The 19,044-nt window shown below is 68.7% G+C and carries 20 protein-coding genes; 14 read left to right on the plus strand and 6 right to left on the minus strand.

Going from position 1 to position 19,044, the window contains the following annotated elements; genetic code table 11:
* Positions 1-16: 16 nt before the first annotated feature.
* Genes DI276_RS31190 through DI276_RS31210 form a run of 5 tightly spaced genes read left to right on the plus strand, consistent with a single transcriptional unit; the run spans position 17 to position 4,562 of the window.
* Complete coding sequence (locus DI276_RS31190; RefSeq protein WP_112269881.1) at positions 17-1,009, plus strand: ABC transporter substrate-binding protein; 993 nt, start codon at positions 17-19, stop codon at positions 1,007-1,009.
* A 4-nt stretch (positions 1,010-1,013) separates the two neighbouring features.
* Entirely contained in the window at positions 1,014-2,213 is a 1,200-nt protein-coding gene (locus DI276_RS31195) for an MFS transporter (RefSeq protein ID WP_198681013.1), read from the plus strand.
* 51 nt (positions 2,214-2,264) lie between these two features.
* Positions 2,265-3,230, plus strand: a complete 966-nt coding sequence (locus DI276_RS31200; RefSeq protein ID WP_157985053.1) for a YCF48-related protein — start codon at positions 2,265-2,267, stop codon at positions 3,228-3,230.
* Between the two features lie 13 nt (positions 3,231-3,243).
* Entirely contained in the window at positions 3,244-4,161 is a 918-nt protein-coding gene (gene pip, locus DI276_RS31205; protein WP_112269888.1) for a prolyl aminopeptidase, read from the plus strand.
* Positions 4,158-4,562 (plus strand): DnaJ family domain-containing protein, encoded by a 405-nt coding sequence (locus DI276_RS31210; RefSeq protein ID WP_112269890.1) that lies wholly within the window; start codon positions 4,158-4,160, stop codon positions 4,560-4,562. Before pip ends, DI276_RS31210 begins: the two co-directional genes overlap by 4 nt.
* Positions 4,563-4,565: 3 nt before the next feature.
* Here DI276_RS31210 and DI276_RS31215 read toward each other — a convergent pair whose 3' ends face one another.
* Entirely contained in the window at positions 4,566-5,084 is a 519-nt protein-coding gene (locus DI276_RS31215) for a lytic polysaccharide monooxygenase auxiliary activity family 9 protein (RefSeq protein ID WP_112269892.1), read from the minus strand.
* Positions 5,085-5,400: 316 nt separating this feature from the next.
* Here DI276_RS31215 and DI276_RS31220 point away from each other — a divergent pair, with 316 nt between their 5' ends.
* From DI276_RS31220 to DI276_RS31240, 5 genes are all read left to right on the plus strand, one after another.
* Positions 5,401-6,855 (plus strand): hypothetical protein, encoded by a 1,455-nt coding sequence (locus tag DI276_RS31220; protein WP_157985054.1) that lies wholly within the window; start codon positions 5,401-5,403, stop codon positions 6,853-6,855.
* Positions 6,856-7,368: 513 nt separating this feature from the next.
* Positions 7,369-9,405 carry an ATP-binding protein gene (locus DI276_RS31225; protein WP_112269896.1) on the plus strand — a complete coding sequence of 679 codons (2,037 nt, stop codon included), beginning with the start codon at positions 7,369-7,371 and terminating at the stop codon, positions 9,403-9,405.
* The gene (locus DI276_RS31230; RefSeq protein WP_112269898.1) at positions 9,402-10,631 is read left to right on the plus strand and encodes a LuxR C-terminal-related transcriptional regulator; all 1,230 of its coding nucleotides are present in this window, start codon (positions 9,402-9,404) and stop codon (positions 10,629-10,631) included. Before DI276_RS31225 ends, DI276_RS31230 begins: the two co-directional genes overlap by 4 nt.
* A 49-nt stretch (positions 10,632-10,680) precedes the next feature.
* A complete protein-coding gene (locus DI276_RS31235) occupies positions 10,681-11,154 on the plus strand; it encodes a redoxin domain-containing protein (RefSeq protein ID WP_112269900.1) in 474 nt (157 codons plus the stop codon).
* Positions 11,155-11,306: 152 nt separating this feature from the next.
* Positions 11,307-11,582 carry an HPF/RaiA family ribosome-associated protein gene (locus DI276_RS31240; protein WP_157985055.1) on the plus strand — a complete coding sequence of 92 codons (276 nt, stop codon included), beginning with the start codon at positions 11,307-11,309 and terminating at the stop codon, positions 11,580-11,582.
* Between the two features lie 46 nt (positions 11,583-11,628).
* On the opposite strand, the gene DI276_RS31245 is transcribed toward DI276_RS31240, so the two are convergent.
* On the minus strand, positions 11,629-13,071 hold the full coding sequence (locus DI276_RS31245) for a PEP-utilizing enzyme (protein ID WP_112269904.1): 1,443 nt from the start codon (positions 13,069-13,071) through the stop codon (positions 11,629-11,631).
* A gap of 30 nt (positions 13,072-13,101) precedes the next feature.
* Here DI276_RS31245 and DI276_RS31250 point away from each other — a divergent pair, with 30 nt between their 5' ends.
* Positions 13,102-14,328 (plus strand): RNA polymerase sigma factor, encoded by a 1,227-nt coding sequence (locus DI276_RS31250; RefSeq protein ID WP_112269906.1) that lies wholly within the window; start codon positions 13,102-13,104, stop codon positions 14,326-14,328.
* Here the strand turns inward: DI276_RS31250 and DI276_RS31255 are convergent.
* On the minus strand, positions 14,233-14,778 hold the full coding sequence (locus DI276_RS31255; protein ID WP_157985056.1) for a copper resistance CopC family protein: 546 nt from the start codon (positions 14,776-14,778) through the stop codon (positions 14,233-14,235). The two genes, DI276_RS31250 and DI276_RS31255, sit on opposite strands and share 96 nt — an antisense overlap.
* 95 nt (positions 14,779-14,873) lie before the next feature.
* On the opposite strand from DI276_RS31255, the gene DI276_RS31260 reads away from it, so the two are divergent.
* The gene (locus DI276_RS31260) at positions 14,874-15,350 is read left to right on the plus strand and encodes a sigma-70 family RNA polymerase sigma factor (RefSeq protein WP_112269910.1); all 477 of its coding nucleotides are present in this window, start codon (positions 14,874-14,876) and stop codon (positions 15,348-15,350) included.
* On the opposite strand, the gene DI276_RS31265 is transcribed toward DI276_RS31260, so the two are convergent.
* Positions 15,324-15,818: a 2'-5' RNA ligase family protein gene (locus DI276_RS31265; RefSeq protein ID WP_112269912.1), complete on the minus strand. Its 495-nt coding sequence runs from the start codon at positions 15,816-15,818 to the stop codon at positions 15,324-15,326. The two genes, DI276_RS31260 and DI276_RS31265, sit on opposite strands and share 27 nt — an antisense overlap.
* Positions 15,815-16,984 carry an MFS transporter gene (locus DI276_RS31270; protein WP_157985057.1) on the minus strand — a complete coding sequence of 390 codons (1,170 nt, stop codon included), beginning with the start codon at positions 16,982-16,984 and terminating at the stop codon, positions 15,815-15,817. Before DI276_RS31270 ends, DI276_RS31265 begins: the two co-directional genes overlap by 4 nt.
* A 126-nt stretch (positions 16,985-17,110) precedes the next feature.
* Between DI276_RS31270 and DI276_RS31275 the strand changes: the two genes are divergently transcribed.
* Positions 17,111-17,506, plus strand: coding sequence for an ATP-binding protein (locus DI276_RS31275; RefSeq protein WP_112269916.1), 396 nt, complete (start codon positions 17,111-17,113; stop codon positions 17,504-17,506).
* A gap of 82 nt (positions 17,507-17,588) precedes the next feature.
* A complete protein-coding gene (locus tag DI276_RS31280; RefSeq protein WP_157985058.1) occupies positions 17,589-17,990 on the plus strand; it encodes an ATP-binding protein in 402 nt (133 codons plus the stop codon).
* Here the strand turns inward: DI276_RS31280 and bla are convergent.
* Positions 17,983-18,852: a class A beta-lactamase gene (bla, locus tag DI276_RS31285; RefSeq protein ID WP_408610596.1), complete on the minus strand. Its 870-nt coding sequence runs from the start codon at positions 18,850-18,852 to the stop codon at positions 17,983-17,985. The two genes, DI276_RS31280 and bla, sit on opposite strands and share 8 nt — an antisense overlap.
* Between the last annotated feature and the right edge of the window lie 192 nt (positions 18,853-19,044).

Here is a 19,044-nt window from a genome sequence, read left to right on the forward strand (position 1 = left end):
CTCAGGAGGTGGACAGGTGCGCAGGACAGTCGCCGCGGTGCTGCTGCTCGGCCTAGTGGCCGGGTGCGGTGGGAACGCTCCAACGGAGCAGTCGGGTGGCCAGTGGTCGTTCAAGGACGACCGCGGCAAGGAGGTCACCGCGCCGAAGCGGCCGGAACGCGTGGTCGCGCAGGTGTCCGCGGCGGGTGCACTCAAGGACTACGGGATCAACGTGGTCGGCACGTTCGGCCCGCTCAAGCGCGCTGACGGCAGCACCGACCCCGAGGCGGGCAGCATCGACCCGAGCCAGGTCACCGACATCACCGGCCCCGGCTATGGCGAGATCGACTTCGAGAAGTTCGCCGCGCTGAACGTCGACCTGGTCGTCGCCGGCTACTACCCCGAGGTCACCGGGCTCTGGCACCTCACGGCCGAGTTCGAGGAGAAGGTGCTCAAGGTCGCCCCGACCGTCGGCATCGGACAGTCGAAGATCCAGCTGCCGGACGGGATCAAGCGCTTCCGCGAGCTCGCCAAGGCCCTCGGCGCGGACGTCGACTCGGCCAAGGTCAAGGCCGACGAGGAAGCCTTCACCAAGGCCGCCGAACGGCTCAAGGCCGTGGGCAAGAAGATGACGGCCGCCGGCCAGAAGATCCAGGTCGTCGGCGCGGACCCCAAGCTCCTCTACGTCGCGGTGCCCGCCCGCAACCCCGACCTCGACTGGTACGCCAAGGAGCTCGGCCTGCCGTTGCTGACGCCGGACAAGCCCGACAGCGAGGGCGGCGGCTACTTCCAGTCGCTGTCGTGGGAGAACGCCGGCACCTACAAGGAACACGTGATCATGTGGGACACCCGCGCGCACGTGCTCGACCCGGAGAAGATGAAGGAGGGCCACCCGGTCTTCCAGGCGTTGCCCGCCGTGCAGGCCAACCGGTTCGTGGAGTGGAACGCGGTCGCGCCGCTGAGCTACTCCTCCTACGCCAAGATCATGAACAAATTGGCTGACCAGCTCGAACAAGTGTTGGCACGATGACTGCGTGCTGACGCTGTTGAAGGAGAACGGCCCGTTGCGTGTGCTCAGCACCGCACGGGTCGTTTCTGTTGTGGGGGACGCGCTCAGCCTCGTCACGCTGATGCTGCACGTGCAGTCCGTGGTGGGGAAAGCGATCGCGGTGGCCGCGCTGCTGCTGGTCGGTGACTTCGCGCCGTCGTTGCTCAGCCCGGTCACCGGTCTCATCAGCGACCGGTTCGACCGGCGCACCGTGATGATCGTCTGCGAGGTCGCCCAGTGCGCGTTGCTGGCGGTCATCGCCTTCACGCTGCCGCCGTTGCCCGTTCTGCTCGTGCTGGTCGGTGTCCGCGCGATGCTCGGGCAGATCTTCATCCCGGCCTCGCGAGCGGCGGTGCCGAGCCTGGTGGCGGAGAAGGACCTCCCGCAGGCGAACACCGTGCTGGGGTTCGGGGCCAACAGCGCGGACGTCGTCGGGCCGTTGCTTGCCGCCGTGCTGCTGCAGTTCATGAGCACCCGAGGCGTGCTGCTCGTGGACGCCGTGTCGTTCGGGGTGTCGGCGTTGTTGTTGCTGCGGCTGCCGAAGCTGATCGTGCCGGGGGAACCGGGCGGGTCCGTGTTCGCCGACGTGAAGGACGGACTCGGCGCGATCTGGCGCGGGCGCGCGTTGCGGATCGTCTTCCTCGGCTTCTGCGGTGTCGTCGCGTGCACCGCGATCGACGACGTCGCGATCATCCAGCTCACCAAGGAGACGTTCCACGCGTCCGACAGCGCGGCCGGCGTCCTGCTCGCGGCGGTCGGCATCGGTCTGCTGGCCGGGTTCGCGCTGCTGGCCAGGGGAGCGACGCGGATCGGCATGGTCGCGTTGCTCGTGACGGGGTTCGTCGTCAGCAGCGCGGGCAACCTGCTGACCGGCTTCGCGTGGGGCGTGGCGGCGGCGTTCACGGTGCAGACGGTGCGCGGGCTCGGCATCGCGGCGATGGACGTCGCGCACAGCACGCTCATCCAACGGCTCGCGCCCGCGGACAAGGTGGGCAGGGTCTTCGGCAACTTCTACGGCGGAATCGGTGTGGCGGCGGCGATCGGCTACGTCGGCGGTGGTCTGCTGCTGGACGCCGTCGGTCCTGCGCTGACCTTCGTCCTCACTGGTCTTGCCGGCGTTTTGGTGGCGGTTTGGGTGGTTGCCGCTGCCCGCGCAAGAGGTGTTGAGTGGGAATCAGCCTCTTGAGGGGAGAAGGCGATGTGGGGGAAACGCATTGCTGTCCTTGTGTTTTCACTGTTGTTGACCGGTTTTGCGGTGTCGGTCGCGCACGCCGGCACCGGGGTGACGCCGGCGTCGACGTCGTGGGTGTCCGCTGATCGCGGCTGGGTGCTGGGCGTCGACACGTTGTGCCCGACTTTCAAGTGCACGCAGCTCGTCCGCACGCTCGACGGCGGCGCGTCGTGGACTCGGGTGACGACGCCGCCGTTGTCGATCCCGGAAGCCGACCGGTTGCGGGTGATGTTCGCGAACGACGCCGCCGGCATGGTGACCAACGGTGAGCAGCTGTTCGTCACCAGCAACGGCGGCAACCGCTGGGAAGCGTCGGGGATCAAGGGAACCGTTGGCGCCCTTGGGTTCGACCACTCCGGTTTCCTCGCGGTGAGCTACGACGGCACTTCGTCGCGGTTGTTCCACCGCGAGCTGTGGTTCGGTTCGTGGCAGCCGGTGCCGGGCATCGAGGTCAAGGGCCAGGCGTTCGGGGAGATCGCGGACGGGCAGGTCGCGTTGTCCACGTTCGGTGAGGAGAACCGGTACTGGACGCGGTCGCCGGCGGGGTGGATGGAGGAGCCTCCGCCGTGCGACATCTTCGCGGCCACCCAGCTCGGCGCGGTCGGCACCGACAGGTATGCGTTGTGCAGCTTCGATCCCGGGTTCGGGAACATGACCAAGGAGCTGCGCAAGTCCGAGGGCGGGCCGTTCAAGACGGTGAGCGTGCCGCCGCGTGAGGGCATCACGACGGGCTTCGCGATCTCGTCCGAGGCGGCGCTCGTGGCCGCGACCGGGCGCGATTGGTCGTTCGTGCACCGCGGTGTCGGCGAGAAGTGGGAGACGCCTCTGGTTTTGGGCGGGCCGCCGTTGGAGGACCTGGCGTTCTCCTCCTCGCGGCACGCCACACTGGTGCGCGGTGGCCCTGGTCAGGAGTTCGCCGAGGTGTACCGGACCGATGACGCCGGATCGAACTGGAAGCTCCTGAAGATCTAGATACTCTGGCTGCATGGAGCCTTACGACCTGGGGATGCTCGACGTCGGCGACGGAAACCAGATCCACTGGTACGTCCTCGGCAATCCGGACGGCAAGCCCGCCGTGCACCTGCACGGCGGGCCTGGGGCTCCGGCGAAGTACGCGGGCAAGTCGTTCGACCTGCAGAAGTTCAAGGTGGTCGTGTTCCACCAGCGCGGCTGCGGCAAGAGCACACCGCACGCGAGTGACCCGGCCGCGGACATGAGCGTGAACACCACGGACCACCTGATCGCGGACATCGAAAAGCTGCGCGAGCACCTCGGCATCGAGAAGTGGTTGGTGTACGGAGGTTCGTGGGGCAGCACGCTCGCTCTCGCCTACGCGCAACGGCACCCTGAGCGCGTCACCGAGATGATCCTGATCGCGGTCACCACGGCGTCGAAGCGCGAGCTGGACTGGCTGTACAAGGGCGTTTCCCGGTTCTTCCCGGAAGCGTGGGCCCGGTTCAGCGCGCATGTCGCCGACGCGCCGGACGTGGTGCGCGCCTACGCAGACCTGATGGAAGACCCCTCACGGCGTGACCAGGCCGCCGCCGAGTGGTGCTGGTGGGAGGACACCGTGCTGTCGCTCGAAAGCTTCGGCAGCCCGGCGGTGTTCAGCGACCGGCCGGACGACGACCTCATCGCGTTCGTGCGGATCTGCTCGCACTACTACGCGAGTCTGGGTTTCCTCGAGGACGGCTCACTTGTGCGCGACATCGGCAAGCTCGCGGGCATCCCGGCCGCGTTGATCCACGGCCGGCGCGACATGAGCTGCCCCGCCGACACGGCGTGGCAGCTGGCGCAGGCGTGGCCGGACGCCGAACTGGCCCTCGTGGACGACAGTGGCCACAAGGGCAGCCCCGCGTTCAACGAGGCGATTCAGGCCGCGGTCAGGAGGTTTTCCCCATGACGCAACGCAAACCGCACGGCATGGACTTCGAGTCGTGGATCGACAAGCAGATCCGCGAAGCCCAGGAACGCGGCGAGTTCGACGACCTGCCGAGCGCCGGCAAGCCGTTGCCCGGCGCGGGTGAGCCGCTCGAAGAGGACTGGTGGCTCAAGAAGAAGGTCAGGGAGGAAGAGGGCACGGCAGGGTTGCCCCCTTCCCTGGTCCTGCGCAGGCAGGCCGAGACCGCCAAGGCGCGTGCCCTGGCGGCCAGGACCGACGACGAGGCGCGCGCGATCATCGAGGAGATGAACGCGCAGATCCTCGACGCGTTGCGGAAACCGTTGTCCGGTCCGCCGTTGAACCTCATGCCGTTCGACGTCGAGAAGCTGGTGCGTGAGCGGAAGGGGACCTCACGCGCCTAGGTCTTACCTCGCGTTGATGTCGATGCAGGAGTAGAACGCCATCGCGGTGTCGCCGATGTTCCAGACGGCCAGGACCTTGTGCCTGCCCGCGGAACCCACGTTGACCGTGTGCGACACCGTGGCCGGCGGCTGCTGGTTGTTGCCGCTGAAGTTCGCGACCTTGCGCCCGTCGACGAAGTAGTCGTAGTCGCGCGTGCGGTGGCGGGCGGTGAACGTCCAGTTGAACGTCACCGACCGGCCGGTCTGGTGCACCGTCCAGCCCTTGCTGTCGTTGTTGAGCACGGCGAACTGCTGCAGGTTCGCGTTGCAGCTCTTCAGGCCCTTCGGCCCCTCGACCGACTGCGGTTCCCACTGGATGGCGCCGCAGTCCTTGACGGTGCCCCTGGCGCACTGCGCCTGACGGCTGGCAGGCGACGACACGTAACCGTGCGCGAAGGCCGTGCCGGTGGGGAGAGCCACGAGGACCAACGGAGCAGCCAGAACACCTGCCATCGCGGCAGCAAGCCTGGGTCGATTCTTCATGTGACTTCCTTTGCCTTGATGTTGCTCGAGTGCTTCACATCGCGGCGGCGGTTGAAGGTCTAGACCATACCGCGCGTAATCGCAGCGCCACAAGACGTGTCGGATAGATCGAACAGGTATGTCCTGTCCGGCCGTGCTCGTCCGGGCTCGCCGGCGGGGTCCGCAGGCGGGGGTCGTCCTCGCCGACCGCTGGGTGCCGGTACCGCGAAGTGCTTCCTTTGCTTGCTGTACCGGAAATGTATGGCTGCTGCACGGAGCGGTGTCACGGTCCTGGCCGTGCAATGCCGGCGGTGGTTCTACGTGTTTGGGGACAGCGATGAGTAACGGAACAGATCTGTCGAAGGCCATCCTGTATTCGGTGTCCGGCGGTGTGCTGGCTGCGGCGTTCGGCTTGCTCGGTGCGACGCAAGCCCACGCGGAGCCGAAGAACACCGCTGGCACGCCCAGCAGTGCGCCTGCCAAGAAGCCCGGGACGGCGAACGGGGGGTCGGCGAATGCCGCGGAACGGCGGCAGGTCAAGGCGGACAAGCAGAAGGCGGCGAAGAAGGTCGGGGGGAGCCACAGCAGTTCTGCGAACTCGGCGGAGCGGCGGCAGGTGAAGGCGGACAAGCAGAAGGCCTCGAAGAAGGTTGGGGGAAGCCACAGCAGCTCGGCGAATGCGGCGGAGCGTCGTCAGCAGAAGGCGGAGGAGAAGAAGAGCGGGCGGGTGAACTCCGGCAGTTCCGCCAACGCGGCGGAGCGTCGTCAGCAGAAGGCCGAGGAGAAGAAGAGCGGACGCGTCAACACCGGCGGCTCGGCGAACGCTGCCGAGCGTCGTCAGCAGAAGATCGACGAGCAGAAGAGCGGGCGCGTCAACACCACCAGCTCGGCGAACGCCGCGGAGCGCCGTCAGCAGAAGGTTGATGCGTTGAGGGTTGCGGGTTCCGCGAACGTTGCCGAGCGTCGTCAGCTGAAGATCGACCAGGAGAAGAGCGGACGCGTCAACACCAGCAGTTCGGCGAACGCGGCGGAGCGCCGTCAGCAGAAGATCGATGGGCTGAGGGTTGCTGGCTCGGCGAACGCTGCCGAGCGCCGTCAGCAGAAGATCGACGGGCTGCGGATCGCCGGCTCGGCCAACGCCGCCGAGCGTCGTCAGGAGAGGGTCAACGCGCCGGACAGGAGCCTGCTGGAACGCGGTGCGGTGGCCGGGTGGAACGACCTCCGCGATCCGGCGAAGCTCGGACTGGCCGTGACCGACGGGATGATCGGCGTGGCGGCTGACAGTTACCGGAAGGCGAGCTCGGACACGCTGTCCCACGCGAAGGACGCCGCCTGGGACGCGCGGCTCAAGTGGGCTGACGAACAACGGCGCGTCGCGCGCCTGGGCGACGCCGCTACCGCGCAGGATCGTGCGCGGGTCGCGCAGCGGTACAACACCGTCAAGGGCCTCGACAGGTCCGTGGACAAGGCGCTCGATGCGGACGCTGCCGCGAAGAAGATCGTGCGGCGGGTGGTCGTGGGTTCGGCCGGCATCGGGACTGCGGTCGGGGTCGCTCACGACGTCAACGAAGGCAAGCCGTTGGACGAGGCGATCGTGGGCGGCGCCGGCGGCATCGTCGGTGGTGCGATCGGTGGTGGGGTGGGCGGATTGGCCGGGGCCGCGGCCGGCGGCGTGTGGGCCCCGGTCGGCGCCTTTGCCGGCGGCGTCCTCGGCGGCACCTACGGGAGCGCCTACGCCGAGGAGGCGTACAAGGACGCGAAGGAGTACTTCACCGGACCTCGGCCGTCGTGAGCGGCCGGTGGCGAGACCGCGTCGTGGGGGACCGGCGAGTCGCTGCAGTGGCGCGCTGTCGGGCTGGATCGGTTGCGCACCAAGCCAAGGCCGAGGACGTGAGCGGCGCCGCGTTCGAGCAGACGCCGGCGTGCGAATGCGGAAGTTGCCTTATCTGCCGCGAATAGGAATCGCGCTCGACGGTGGAAAAGGAATGCGTGCCTCATGGCCTGCGCCCCGGGACGTGTCGGTGAGCCGGTACGACGAGCTCGACCGGGCCGAGTACGGGTGCCAACGGCAGCGCAACGTCCGGGGGACCTCGTTGCGCGCCGGCGCGATGGTGCCGTTCGGGGAATTCCGGCAGGAGGCTGAATCGTCTCAATTCGCGACCGCCGTTACGGCGTTCGGACGCCACTCGGAGGCATTTGGGCAGTTCAACCGGTTACATGAGCGTTGGTGCATTTATGGCGATACCCTGTCAATCGCGATTGAGCGATATTTCTTTGTGTCGCATTCACTCCTAGAATCGCGCGCATGTGGTCGTCGGTGCACGCGCGGACTCGGTTGGTGGGACGAGAACGCGAGCTGTCCACCGTGCGCCGCCTGCTGCGCAAGCACCGGCTGGTGACGCTCATCGGCCCTGGCGGAGCGGGAAAGTCGCGGCTCGCGGCCGAGTTGTTCCCGGTCGAACCCGGCACCGCCGTCGTCGAGCTCGAGTCCGTGCGCCGTCCCGACCTGCTGTGGCACGTGGTCACGTTCTCCCTGAACGTGAGGGAGGAGCCCGGCTCGCCGCTGCCGGAGACGGTCGCCCGCGCCCTGTCCGAGCACCGCTTTCTGGTGCTGGACAACTGCGAACACCTCATCCGCGAAGCCGGCGAGGTCGTCGCGGAACTGCTCGCCCGGTGCCCGCGCCTGCGCGTGCTCGTGACCTCCCGCGAGCCCCTCGATCTGGCCGGCGAGATGTGCGTGGACGTCGGTCCGCTTTCTGCCGCTGACGCGCGCGCACTGTTCGTGGCATGCGGCGCTTCCGCGGAACTGGCCGATCCGTTGCTCGACTACCTGCCGTTGACGATCGAACTGGCCGCGGCCAGGACGGACCTGCCCGCGCGGCACCGCAACCTGGACGCGGTGATCCGGTGGAGCTACGACCTGCTGTGCCCGGCCGAGCAGTCGGCGATGCGGCGGCTGTCGGTGCTGATCGGCGAGTTCGACCTCGACCTGGCGGCCGCCGTGTGCGGTTCACCCGACGACATGGTGCAGCTGATGGCTTCGTTGCGCGCCAAGTCCCTCGTGGTCCGCGTGCAGCCGTCCTCGTCGAGTGCGCGGTTCCGCGTGCTGGAGTCGATCCGCCTGTTCGGCCTGGCGCGGCTCGAGGAACACGGGGACACCGACCGCACGTTCGACCGGCTCGTCACCGTGCTGACCCGCACGATCCGCATGGTCGCGGCCGCACCGGCGATCACTGCGGAGATCAACAGCTGGCTGCACGGCCAGGAACACCAGGTGCTGCACGTCATCGCCCGCACCCCGCGCACCGACCCGCGGTACACCTGGCTGGTCGCGGCTGTCGTGCACGTTTGGTACCTGCGTGGCTCCTACATCGAGGCGATGCGCCTGGCCGCAGAGACTCTGGCGCACGGTTCGTTGTCATCGCACGCGGAGATGTTGCTCTTCCGCAGCGCCTGGCTGGCTGGCTTCACCGGCGACGGCGCCGAGTCGATCCGGCTGGCCGAGGCCCTCGTGGCGCACCCCGGAACCCGCCAGCCGACCTGGGCAGCGCGCGCCTGGAACACCCTGGGCTACGCGCGCACGATCACCGACGACCTGGACGGCGCGCGGGTCGCCAACGAGCGTTCGTTGGTGGCTGCACGGGCGCTGGGCAATGCGGCGATGCTGATGACGTTCCTCAACAACCACGCCTGGCTGCTGATGCGGCTCGGCGATCTGCCCGGTGCGCGGGCGGCGGTGGAGGAGGCGCTCACCTCCGCTGCGCCCGACGCCTACCGCCTGATGTCCGTCCGGCACACCGCCGGTGTGATCGCGTTGGCGCTCGACGACGTCGACCTGGCCGAGCGGCACTTCACGGTCGCGTTGCGGGAGGGCGCGCCCGAGTCGGTGGCACTGGCCGGTGTGCTGGAAGGTCTTGGCATCGTGGCCGCCCGGCGGCACCAGGTCGACCGCACGGTCGTGCTGATGGCTGCGGCGGCCGCGACCCGTGCGTCCCGCGGAGCCAGGCAGGAAGCGCCGTGGGACCAGATCGTGGCGGACGCGTGCGACCTCGCCGTGGCGGAAGTGGGGGAGCGGCGGGCGGCCCGTGCGCGCCGGCTGGGCGAACGCCTCGACCACTCCGGGCTGCTGGAGTACCTGAGCCAGGCGCCGCGGGACGAGTCGCTGACCGTGCGGCAGCAGCAGATCGCCGACCTCGTGGTGGAGGGGCTGACCAACCCGGAGATCGCGGTGCGGCTCGGGATCTCCACCGGGACCGTGCGCTCGCACGTCACGCAGATGCTGAGCAGGCTGGGGCTCACCTCGCGAACCCAGTTGGCGGCACGGACGGCGCGCGTGCGATGACCTGCGAAGACTGCGGCGCACCGCTGGCGGCCCCCGCGAAGTACTGCTCCGGCGCCTGCCGTCAACGCGCGTACCGCCGGCGTGCGCGCGAGGGCGGCCACGGCTCCCCGCGCCTCGACACGTTCGTCGGCAGGCACGCCGAGCTCGCCGACCTCACCAAGCTCCTGGCGCGCCACCGGGTCGTCACCGTCGTCGGACCGCCCGGCGTCGGCAAGTCGCGGCTCGTGCAGGAGGTCGTCGCCCACCGTCAGCACGCGGGTTTGCTCGTCCTCGACGGGTGCGAGGACAGCCTGGAGGAATGCGCCGACATCGTTCAACGCCACCCAACGGTCCGTGTGCTGGCCACGAGTCGTGAGCTGCTGAACGTGCCGGGCGAGCAGGCGTACCGGCTCAGCCCCCTTGAGCACCACGAGGCGAAGAGACTCTTCTGCGACAGGGCGTTGGCGGTCGACAGCGAGTTCGACGAGCGTGCCGCGCTGCTGGATGCCTTGTGCGACCGGCTGGACCGATTGCCATTGGCGCTTGAGTTGGCCGCACGGCTCGTGCGCGTGCTGACGCTGGAGGAGATCGCGGCGAGGCTCGACAACCGGTTCGCGGTGCTGACCACCGGGCCGCGCGACGCCGAGGAGCACCACCGGTCGTTGCACGCCGCCATCGACCGCAGCTACCTGCTGCTGACCGAGGCGGAACGCGCGGCGCTGCGCACGTTCTCGTTGCTGCCCGGCGGAATCAGCGAAGAACTCGCCGACGCGCTGATGCCGCACGGGTGGGAGCTCGCGAAGAGCCTCAGCGCACGGTCACTGCTGGAAAGCGGCGAGCGGCTCACGATGCTGGAGTCGGTGCGGTTGTTCGCATTCGACGCGTTGCTGCAGCACGACTCCACCGCGGTGCGCGACCGGCTGCTCGACGTGCTGGCGACGATGCCGGAGGAAGCCGACAACATCCGGTACGCCGCCACGCTCATGCCGGGTGACGATCGGCTCGTCACCGAGAACGACGAAGGTGACGACACCGAGGAGATCGCGCTCGGACCGCTGTCGTGGCGGGAGGAACGGCTGCTCAGGGTGGCCGCGCTGGTCGCGGAGGGGCTGACCAACAAGCAGATCGCGGACGGGCTGCACGTGTCGCTGCGGACCGTGGAGGCGGACGTGCGCGACCTCAAGACCGTGCTGGGGGTGCGGTCGCGCGCGCAGATCGCCGCCTGGGCCGGGGTGCGTGGCGGCTGAACCGGACGAGGCGCGAGGCCGTACGACCAGGCAGGAGGTGAGGAGCCCGATGCGCATCCTCGGACTACTGCTCGGAGTGCTGCTGCTCGCCGGCTGCGCCGAGAAGGCGCCCGCACCGGAGAAGTTCCAGTTCACCGCGAAGACGCTGGAGGGCGCCGAGTTCCGCGGTGACAAGCTCGTCGGCCAGCCCGCCGTCCTGTGGTTCTGGACGCCGTGGTGCCCGTCGTGCAACGCCGAGGCGAAGACCGTCGCGGAGGTCGCCGAGCAGTACAAGAAGATCCAGTTCGTCGGGGTCGCCGCCCAGGACCAGCTGGACGCCATGAAGAAGTTCGTGGCCGACCACAAGATGACGGCGTTCCCGCACCTGGCCGACCTCGACGGAGCCGTGTGGAAGCGGTTCGGGGTGACCGCACAGCCGACGTTCGCGTTCGTCCGCGATGACGGCTCGGTGGAACTTCTCACCGGTTCGCCCACCAAGGAACAGCTCGACCAGCGGATATCCGCGTTGCAGCCCAAGAGTTGATCCAGTGACATCACTAGGTCTCGCAGCCGCACCATCTCAGTAGAAAGACCCTGCGCTGTCGGGACCAACGCCTGGTTCGGCGTTGCGATCGAATTCGTATCGTCGAACTGGCCACGTGGCGCTGCCGCGTGGCCTTGAGGAGGCAGGTGTCGATGGACTACATCCAGGTCTCGCTCGCGGAGGCCATTCCCGAGCAGGCCAGGGACTACGCGTCTGCGCGCATCGGTTCGCTGGACCGGTACGCGCCCGACCGGGTCGACTTCGCCTGGGTCAACCTGACTTCGGACAAGGCTGTCATCCACGCACACGCCCGCTTCGACCTCAAGTGGGTCGAGGTGCAGGCGTACGCGGAGGCCAACACGGTCACCGAGGTGATCGATCTGCTGCGCGAACGCATGCGGCGGCAGCTCGTCTCCATGCACAACTGACCTCGGTGTCTCGAACCCACCACTCGGCGGCGGACGGGTGGTGGGTTCAAGACACCCTTTTCACGGTGCCTCGCGCGCCATCGACCTGGACCCGGTCACCTGAAGCGATTCGGGTCGTCGCGTTCCCACAGCCCACCACGGCCGGGATTCCCAGCTCTCGCGCCACGATCGCCGCGTGCGAGAGCGGTGCACCAACGTCCGTCACGACGGCCGCAGCACGGGTGAACAACGGCGTCCAGCCGATGTTCGTCACCGTTGTCACGAGGATTTCGCCTTGCTGCAACGACTCCCCGTCCTCGACCCGCGTCAGCACCCGTGCGACGCCCTCGACCACACCCGCCGAACCGGGGAAACCGGTGACGTCCGACGGCATCGGCACGTCGCTGGTCGCGTCGTAGAGATCGGCTCGCCGGTTCGCTGAGGCGGCCCAGGACTCCGGGTCGAACCGTCCGCGGATCACCGCCGGATACGGAGGCAGCGCGCGATAACGCTCGTAGGCCTTCCGTTGCGCGTGCACCCGGTCCAACAACGACGTCTCGCCGCCCAGCACGCGCAGGACGTCGTCGATCGGCAGGAAGAACAGGTCGTCCCCGGCCGACGTCAGCTCCCCGGCCCGCAGCACGAACGCCCGCAGCACCCAGAACGCCCGCACCATCTCGGACCGGGCCTGTTCCCGGGCCCGCGCACCGGCCCCGATCCGGTCCAGCTGCTTGCGGATCTTCGGGGCCGCTGCCGGATGCCGTGCCACCAGCCGTTCCCACGCTTCGGCGCGCGCGGAAGCCTGCCGCGACAACAACACCTCGGGGTCGGCCAGCGTCGCCAGCTGCTGGGAGATCCACGACGGGTCCTCGGCCGGGCGAGGTGCGTAGATCTCGAACTCGTTGGCGGACCGATGTCCCCAGGCCTGCGCGAACGTGTCCCGGTCGATCTCCCCGGACTTCAGCCGGGCCAGGCCGACCACCGGCCCCATGCTCGCCAGCCCGGCACCGTCGTGGAAGCCGGTCAGCAACGTGGCCGCGTCCTCCTCGCCGACCAGCGCGACGAGCCGGCGCCGGAACGCGGCCGGCCCGCCCGCGATCATCCGCGCCCCGGCGTCGAGGATCGGGCAGACGAACCGCAGCAGGTGGTCGAGCTCGCGCCGCCACAGCCCGAGCAGCTCCGCCGGTGCGGCGCAGTCGGCGATCCGCTTGTGCGAAACGGCGCAGCGGCCGGGGTTGTCCCTGATCAGCTGGGGGAGCCGGGTCCGGTAGAGGATCTGTTGCTTGATCGGCCCGCCCAGGCTGGTCAGCACCGCGCCCATGATCGCGAGCCGGGACATCGGCAGCGGCGGCACGGTCACGCCGGCCGGGATGCGCCCGAACGTCTCCTCGCCCGACCGCAGCATCTCGTCGGCCTTGCCGATCGCCGTGCCCAGCGCGGTGAAGGTACTGATGTTGAGGTAGAAGCGGCCGCCGATGTTGCCGGAGATCCGGTGCGGCCCGATCGTCATGTCGATCGAGGTCAGGCCGATCGCGTTCGGATGATCGAAGACATCTTCCGCGCGGAGTACGGCCGCGCGGTGTCCGTCCTGACCCGCGTCCTCGGCGATCTCGACCTCGCCGAGGACGCGGTGCAGGACGCCTTCACCACGGCTGTGCAGCGCTGGCCGGTCGACGGCATTCCACCGGCGCCCGCGGGCTGGATCATCACGACCGCCCGCAACCGCGCGATCGACAAGCTGCGCCGCGAGTCCAAGGGCCGCGAGAAGCAGGCAGAGGCTTTGTTGCTGCAGGGCGAACCGGAGGAGGTAGGTGACGTGCCCGACGACCGGCTGCGGCTCATCTTCACCTGCTGCCACCCGTCGCTCGCGCTGCCGGCCCAGGTCGCGTTGACGTTGAAGTTGCTCGGTGGGCTCGGCACCGGCGAGATCGCCAGGGCGTTCCTGGTGCCGGAACCCACGATGGCGCAACGGATCGTGCGCGCGAAGGGCAAGATCCGCGCGGCCCGCATCCCGTACCGGGTGCCGCGCGACGCGGACCTGCCGGAGCGGGTGAAGGCAGTGCTGGCGGTCGTCTACCTGATCTTCAACGAGGGTTGTCTGGACAAGGCGGAGCTGGCCGACGAGGCGATCCGGCTCGGCCGCGTGCTCGCGCAGCTCATGCCGGACGAACCCGAGGTGTGGGGACTGCTGGCGTTGATGCTGCTGGTGACGTCACGCCGAGATGCCCGGCTGCGCGACGGCGAGCTGGTGCTGCTCGAAGATCAGGACCGTGCGCGGTGGGACGCGGGCCTGATCGCCGAAGGGCAGGACATCGTGCGGCGCTGCCTGCGCTGGAACCAGCCCGGTCCGTACCAGATCCAGGCCGCCATCAACGCCGTGCACAGCGATCCACCGACCGACTGGCATCAGGTCGTGGCGCTGTACGACCAGCTGCTGGCGATCACGCCCAGTCCGGTCGTGGCACTGCATCGCGCCGTTGCGGTCGCTGAGGTCGACGGACCTGCTGAGGCACTGCGGCAGGTCGACTTGCTGGACCTCGACCGCTATCACCTGTTCCACGCCGTGCGGGCGGATCTGCTGACCCGGCTCGGCGAAGACCCGCGAACAGCGCTGGAGGCCGCGCTCGCCCTGGCGGAACACCCGGCCGAACGCGACCTCCTGCGGAAACGGCTAGGCCTTGCGGCGGCGGACCAGCAGAATCGCGCCGACGACCACCAGCAGGACGACGACGATCCACACCCAGGCGGGCACGCCACCGGACTCTGACTGCGTGGTCGTCGGGGGAGCGTTCGTCACCGGTGCGCTCATCGTCACGGACGACGTCGTCTGTGTTGTCGTCGGCTGGGCCGCGACGTTCATCGTGAAGGTGAAGGAGCCGGCGATGATGTCACCGTCGTCGGCCTGCGCCTTCCACGCGAGCGTGTGCGCACCGGCCTTGGCTCCGGCGGCGTCGACCGTCGCCGTGATCGTCTTGTCGACGGCGTGGGCCTGGGTGACCGGCCACTTGGTGCCGTCCGGACCCGTCACGGTGATCGCGTCGCCGTCGGGCAGGCTGACGACGTCGCTGAACGTCAGCTCGATCTGCTTGGGCGGGGCGTCGAGTGCCGCGCCGGACGCCGGGTTGCTGCTCTTGAGCTCGGCGTGGGCCTGTGCGGGGACGGCGACGGCCGTCACGGCGAGCAGTGCCAGCACGAGCGCGCTGAAGTAACGCCTCACGTGCGCAGCGTAGTGGTCAACGCGCGGTACGTGGTTCCCTGTCGGATTAGACAGGGTCGTTGTCTCCCGGCGGGGCGCCGATTTCACTGACCGGCATGCACGACTTCTTACGCGTGCTCTACGAGAACCACCAACACAGTCTGCTGAACTTCGCCACCCGGCTGACCGGAGACCGCGCGGCCGCCGAGGACGTCGTGCAGGAGACGTTCTTCCGGGCGTGGCGGCATCCCGAGTCGTTCGCCGACGGCACCTCCGCCCGCGGCTGGCTGATCACGGTGGCGCGCAACGTGGTCATCGACCGGGTTCGGGCGAAGACGGTGCGGCCGCACGAGACCGGCGAGCACGAACCGGAACCGGCTCCCGATCACGCCCAGCAGGTCGTGGACGCGTTGGTGATGGACGCCGTGCTCGCGTCACTGTCCTATGAACACCGTCGCGTGCTGACCGAGCTCTACTACAACGGCCGCACCTACACCGAGACCGCGGTGTGTCTGGGCGTGCCGACAGGGACGGTGAAGTCTCGGACGCACTACGCGTTGTGCGAGCTACGCCGACAGTTCGAAGCCGGCTAGGTCCTCGAACCGCGGCCTGCCCGGCGCGCTCCGGTCCGCCACCAACGCGATCCGGTCGGCGATCCACTCACCACTGATCGCCGCACCCGCGTGTGCCGCGGGCACCCGGCCGCGCGCGATGACGATGTCCGCCTGGAACGGTTGCGGATGCGTGACCGGCACGATCGGCGCGGTCGCGGCGAACACCACCGCGGCCAGGTCGTCCAACCCGGACACCGGCACGCCGAGCCACTGCCCGATCGACCGCGTCCTCGGCCCCAGCACGCACCTCGTCGCCGGTGCGCCGTCGAGCTCCTCGTTGAGTGCGTCGATCAGGCCGGGCACGACGCGGTCGGGCACGGTGCCCAGCGGCCGCACCTTGACCAGCCACTGCGCGGGCACCGACCACTGGATCCCCGGCGGTCTCGGGAGCGCGCCGAGCACCTCGACGATCGCCGGCGGCGGCCAGATCGCGACGGACAGCCTCACGCCGCCGATTGTGGGACACGCGGCGTGAGTTGGGGCAGCGAAAGCACGCAGGCGAGCGCGGCGGCCACCCCGGCGGCGATCACCGGCGCCACCGGTTCCACGTCGTACAACAGGGAGCTCAGCATCGGCCCGGCGAGGAACGTCAGTCCGTACGTGGCGTGGACCAGACCGGCGACCAGGCCCTGGTGCCGCGGTCCGACGCCGAGCGAGGCCGCCGCGGCGAACCCGGTGACCGCCAGGCCGAGCCCGAACGCCACCACCAGGTACGCGGTTGCCATCAGCCAGAACGACGGCGCGACCGCCAGCACCGCGTAGCCGGCCAACGCGATCGGCGCGCCGGTGCGCATCAACCGGGCGGCGGGCCACTTCAGCAGCGGGACGACCGCACCTTGCGTCACGACGAGCCCGAGCGCCGCGACGGCCGTCATGCCGCTGGCCGCCAACGAGGAGGTGCTGACCTCCAGCTGGTCCTTGGCGAGCAACGTGATGATGACCTGCGACAGTCCGAACGACAGCCACATCAGGAGCCCGAATGCAAAGGCGCGCAACAGCTCCAGCGGCTGGGGCGGCATGTTTTCTTGCGGACGTTCTACGGGCTTGACGGCGACGATGACAAAGACGAGAACGAGGAGTGCGAGCGCGGGCGCGAGGTAGAGCGGCAGCATCAGGGAGACGGCCGTGAGCACGCCACCGACCGGCGGCCCGACCAACGCGGCCAGCCCCTGCGCCGCACCGACCAGTCCGAACGCTTTGGTCCGTTCCTCTTCCCGCACGACGCCCGCGACGGCGAGCGCGGCGATCGGCAACACGGCGAGCCCGGCGCCCAGCAGCACGCTGCGGAACGCCAGCACGAAGGTGAACGCCTGGTCGGACGTCAGCGTCTCGTCCTGGCCGAACGTCACCGCCGCGGCGAACCCGGCCAGGCCGAGCACGCACAGACCGGCACCGGCGAGCAGCACGCTCCGCAAGCCGATCACGTCGAGCAACCAGCCCCAGAACGGGCTCGTCAGGACGACTGCCACGGAGGAGATCGTGAGCATGAGACCCAGCTGGCTCACGTTGAGGCCGAGCTCGCCGACCAGCGGAGCGAGAGTGGGCACGAGCAACTGCTGCGCCGTGGACATCGCCAGCAATGCGATCAGCACGGGCATCAGGAATCTCGGCACTCGTTCCCCCTCGGGTGCGACAGCGACGTGAGCGTAGTTGTAGTTCAGCCCGCTGAACGGATGGTTTGGCGATTGATGCAGTTGGGTAACCCGCGCCCGAAGTGATCAAGACGACCTAGGAGCGGTTTGGCGCGCGACCAGGCAGCGAGGACGAGTGAGCCGGCAGATCTGCCGCTGGGCAGGCAACGGCCGTCGCTCGCGACCGTTCGGCGCTGGGTGCGGCTGCAGCTGGTAGGAGAGGCTCCCGACTGCGTCGGAGACGTGTTGCTGGTGGTGAACGAGCTGGTCAGCAACGCCTACCGCTACACGTCGGAGCCGTCGTTCCTGCGGGTGGCCGTGGAACGGGTGAAGATCCGCGTCGAGATCGCGCACGACTCTCGCGCACACCCGCCGTTGCGGAAGGTCTCCCGGCCACAGCGGGGATACGGCCTGGTGCTGGTCGCCCGGCTGTCGGATCGGTGGGGTGTGGACCGGGCGCACGGCGACACCGTCGTCTGGGCGGATTTGCCGAGGGAGGTGTGATTCCAGTTCGGTGGGTTTCGATCTGCCCTCTCGTGGGTACGGATCCTGCTGCCTTGAACGAACAGGGCACGGGGAGATGCTGATGGGTATTGCAGGACGGTCCGGCGAACGCCTGGACCTCGTCCTACCAGACGGAATGCTCCCGCTCGCAGACGTGCGGGCGGAAGTTCGGCGGTTGCTGAGGGGGATGCACGAGAACGTCGTGGTCGACGTGATGGTGGTGGCCACGGAACTGGTGAGCAACGCGTACCACCACGCGGCGCCACCTCGCCGCGCCCGCATTCTTCGCCTGCCTGAGCGCGAAGTCGTGCGGGTCGAGGTCGACGACGGAACACCCGGCCGCTTCCCGCAGTTGGGACGCATGGGTTTCCTCGGGCGGAGGCAGCGGGGGTTGTTGCTGGTCAACGGCTTGGCGCAGGTGTGGGGCCACAACCGGTTCCCGGACTCGAAAACCGTGTGGGCGGACGTGTCGTCGATCAGATGATGGTCTTGACGACATAGGCGGCGGCCTCGGCAATGAGGGCTTCGTCGTATTTGGCGTCCCCTTGTGACTTGCTGGACATGATCGAAATCACGATCGGCTCGCGGTTCGGCGGCCAGGCGATGGCGATGTCGTTGAGCGTGCCGTAGTCGCCGGTGCCCGTCTTGTCAGCGATGCGCCAGTCCTGCGGCACGCCGGCCCTGATGCGCTTGGCCCCCGTGACCGAGCGGGTCAGCAGGTCCGTGAGGAAGTCTCGCTTCGCCGGCTCGAGCGCGTCGCCGAGCACGATCTTCTGGTAGGCCGTACCGATTGCCCGCGGCGTGGTCGTGTCCCTCGGGTCGCCCGGGGTCGCCTCGGTGATCGCGGGCTCGGTTCGGTCCATCCTGGTTTCGGTGTCGCCCAGCTCGCGCAGGTAACCGGTGAGTTGGGTCGGGCCGCCCAGGTCTTTGAGCAGGAGGTTGCCTGCCGTGCCGTCGCTGAACCTGACTGCGGCGTCGCACAGGTCTTTGAGCGTCATGCCGGTCTGGACGTTCGGCCTGGTTTTCGTGGAGCTCTTCATCAGGTCGGCTTCGGTGTACCTGACCAGGGTGTCCAGGTGTTGCATCGGGTTGCGGTGGAGGACGGCTGCTGTTGCCAGGCCTTTGAAGGTCGAGCAGAACGCGAACCGCTCGTCTGCTCGGTGTTCGATCGTGCTCACGCCTGCTGCGTAGACGCCGAGCCTGGCGTCGTACTTCTTCTCCAGCTCGAACAGGGCTTCGTGCCGGACTGGGGCTGCGGTGGTCGTCGGTGGGGTGGTCTGGGTTGTGTTCGTCGTGGTTGGTGGTGCGGGTGCGGGTGCGCAGCCGGCTAGGGGGAGCAGGGCCATCGACTTGAGCAGGGTGCGTCGCGCGGTCACGTTCTCCACGTTATTTGATCTCTGGAGCTTTGGGGCGAGTCGGGTCGCCTTGCGTTGGTGGTTTGCGTGTGTCTTGACGGGCTTTGGTTGCGTCATCGCCGCTTCGCGACGATTGCGATTGGGGCTTGACTTCGGGGCCCTTTCGAGGCGCTGCGTCGGGCG

Origin of the sequence: Lentzea terrae (assembly GCF_003265345.1) — a bacterium.
Classification (GTDB): domain Bacteria; phylum Actinomycetota; class Actinomycetes; order Mycobacteriales; family Pseudonocardiaceae; genus Lentzea; species Lentzea terrae.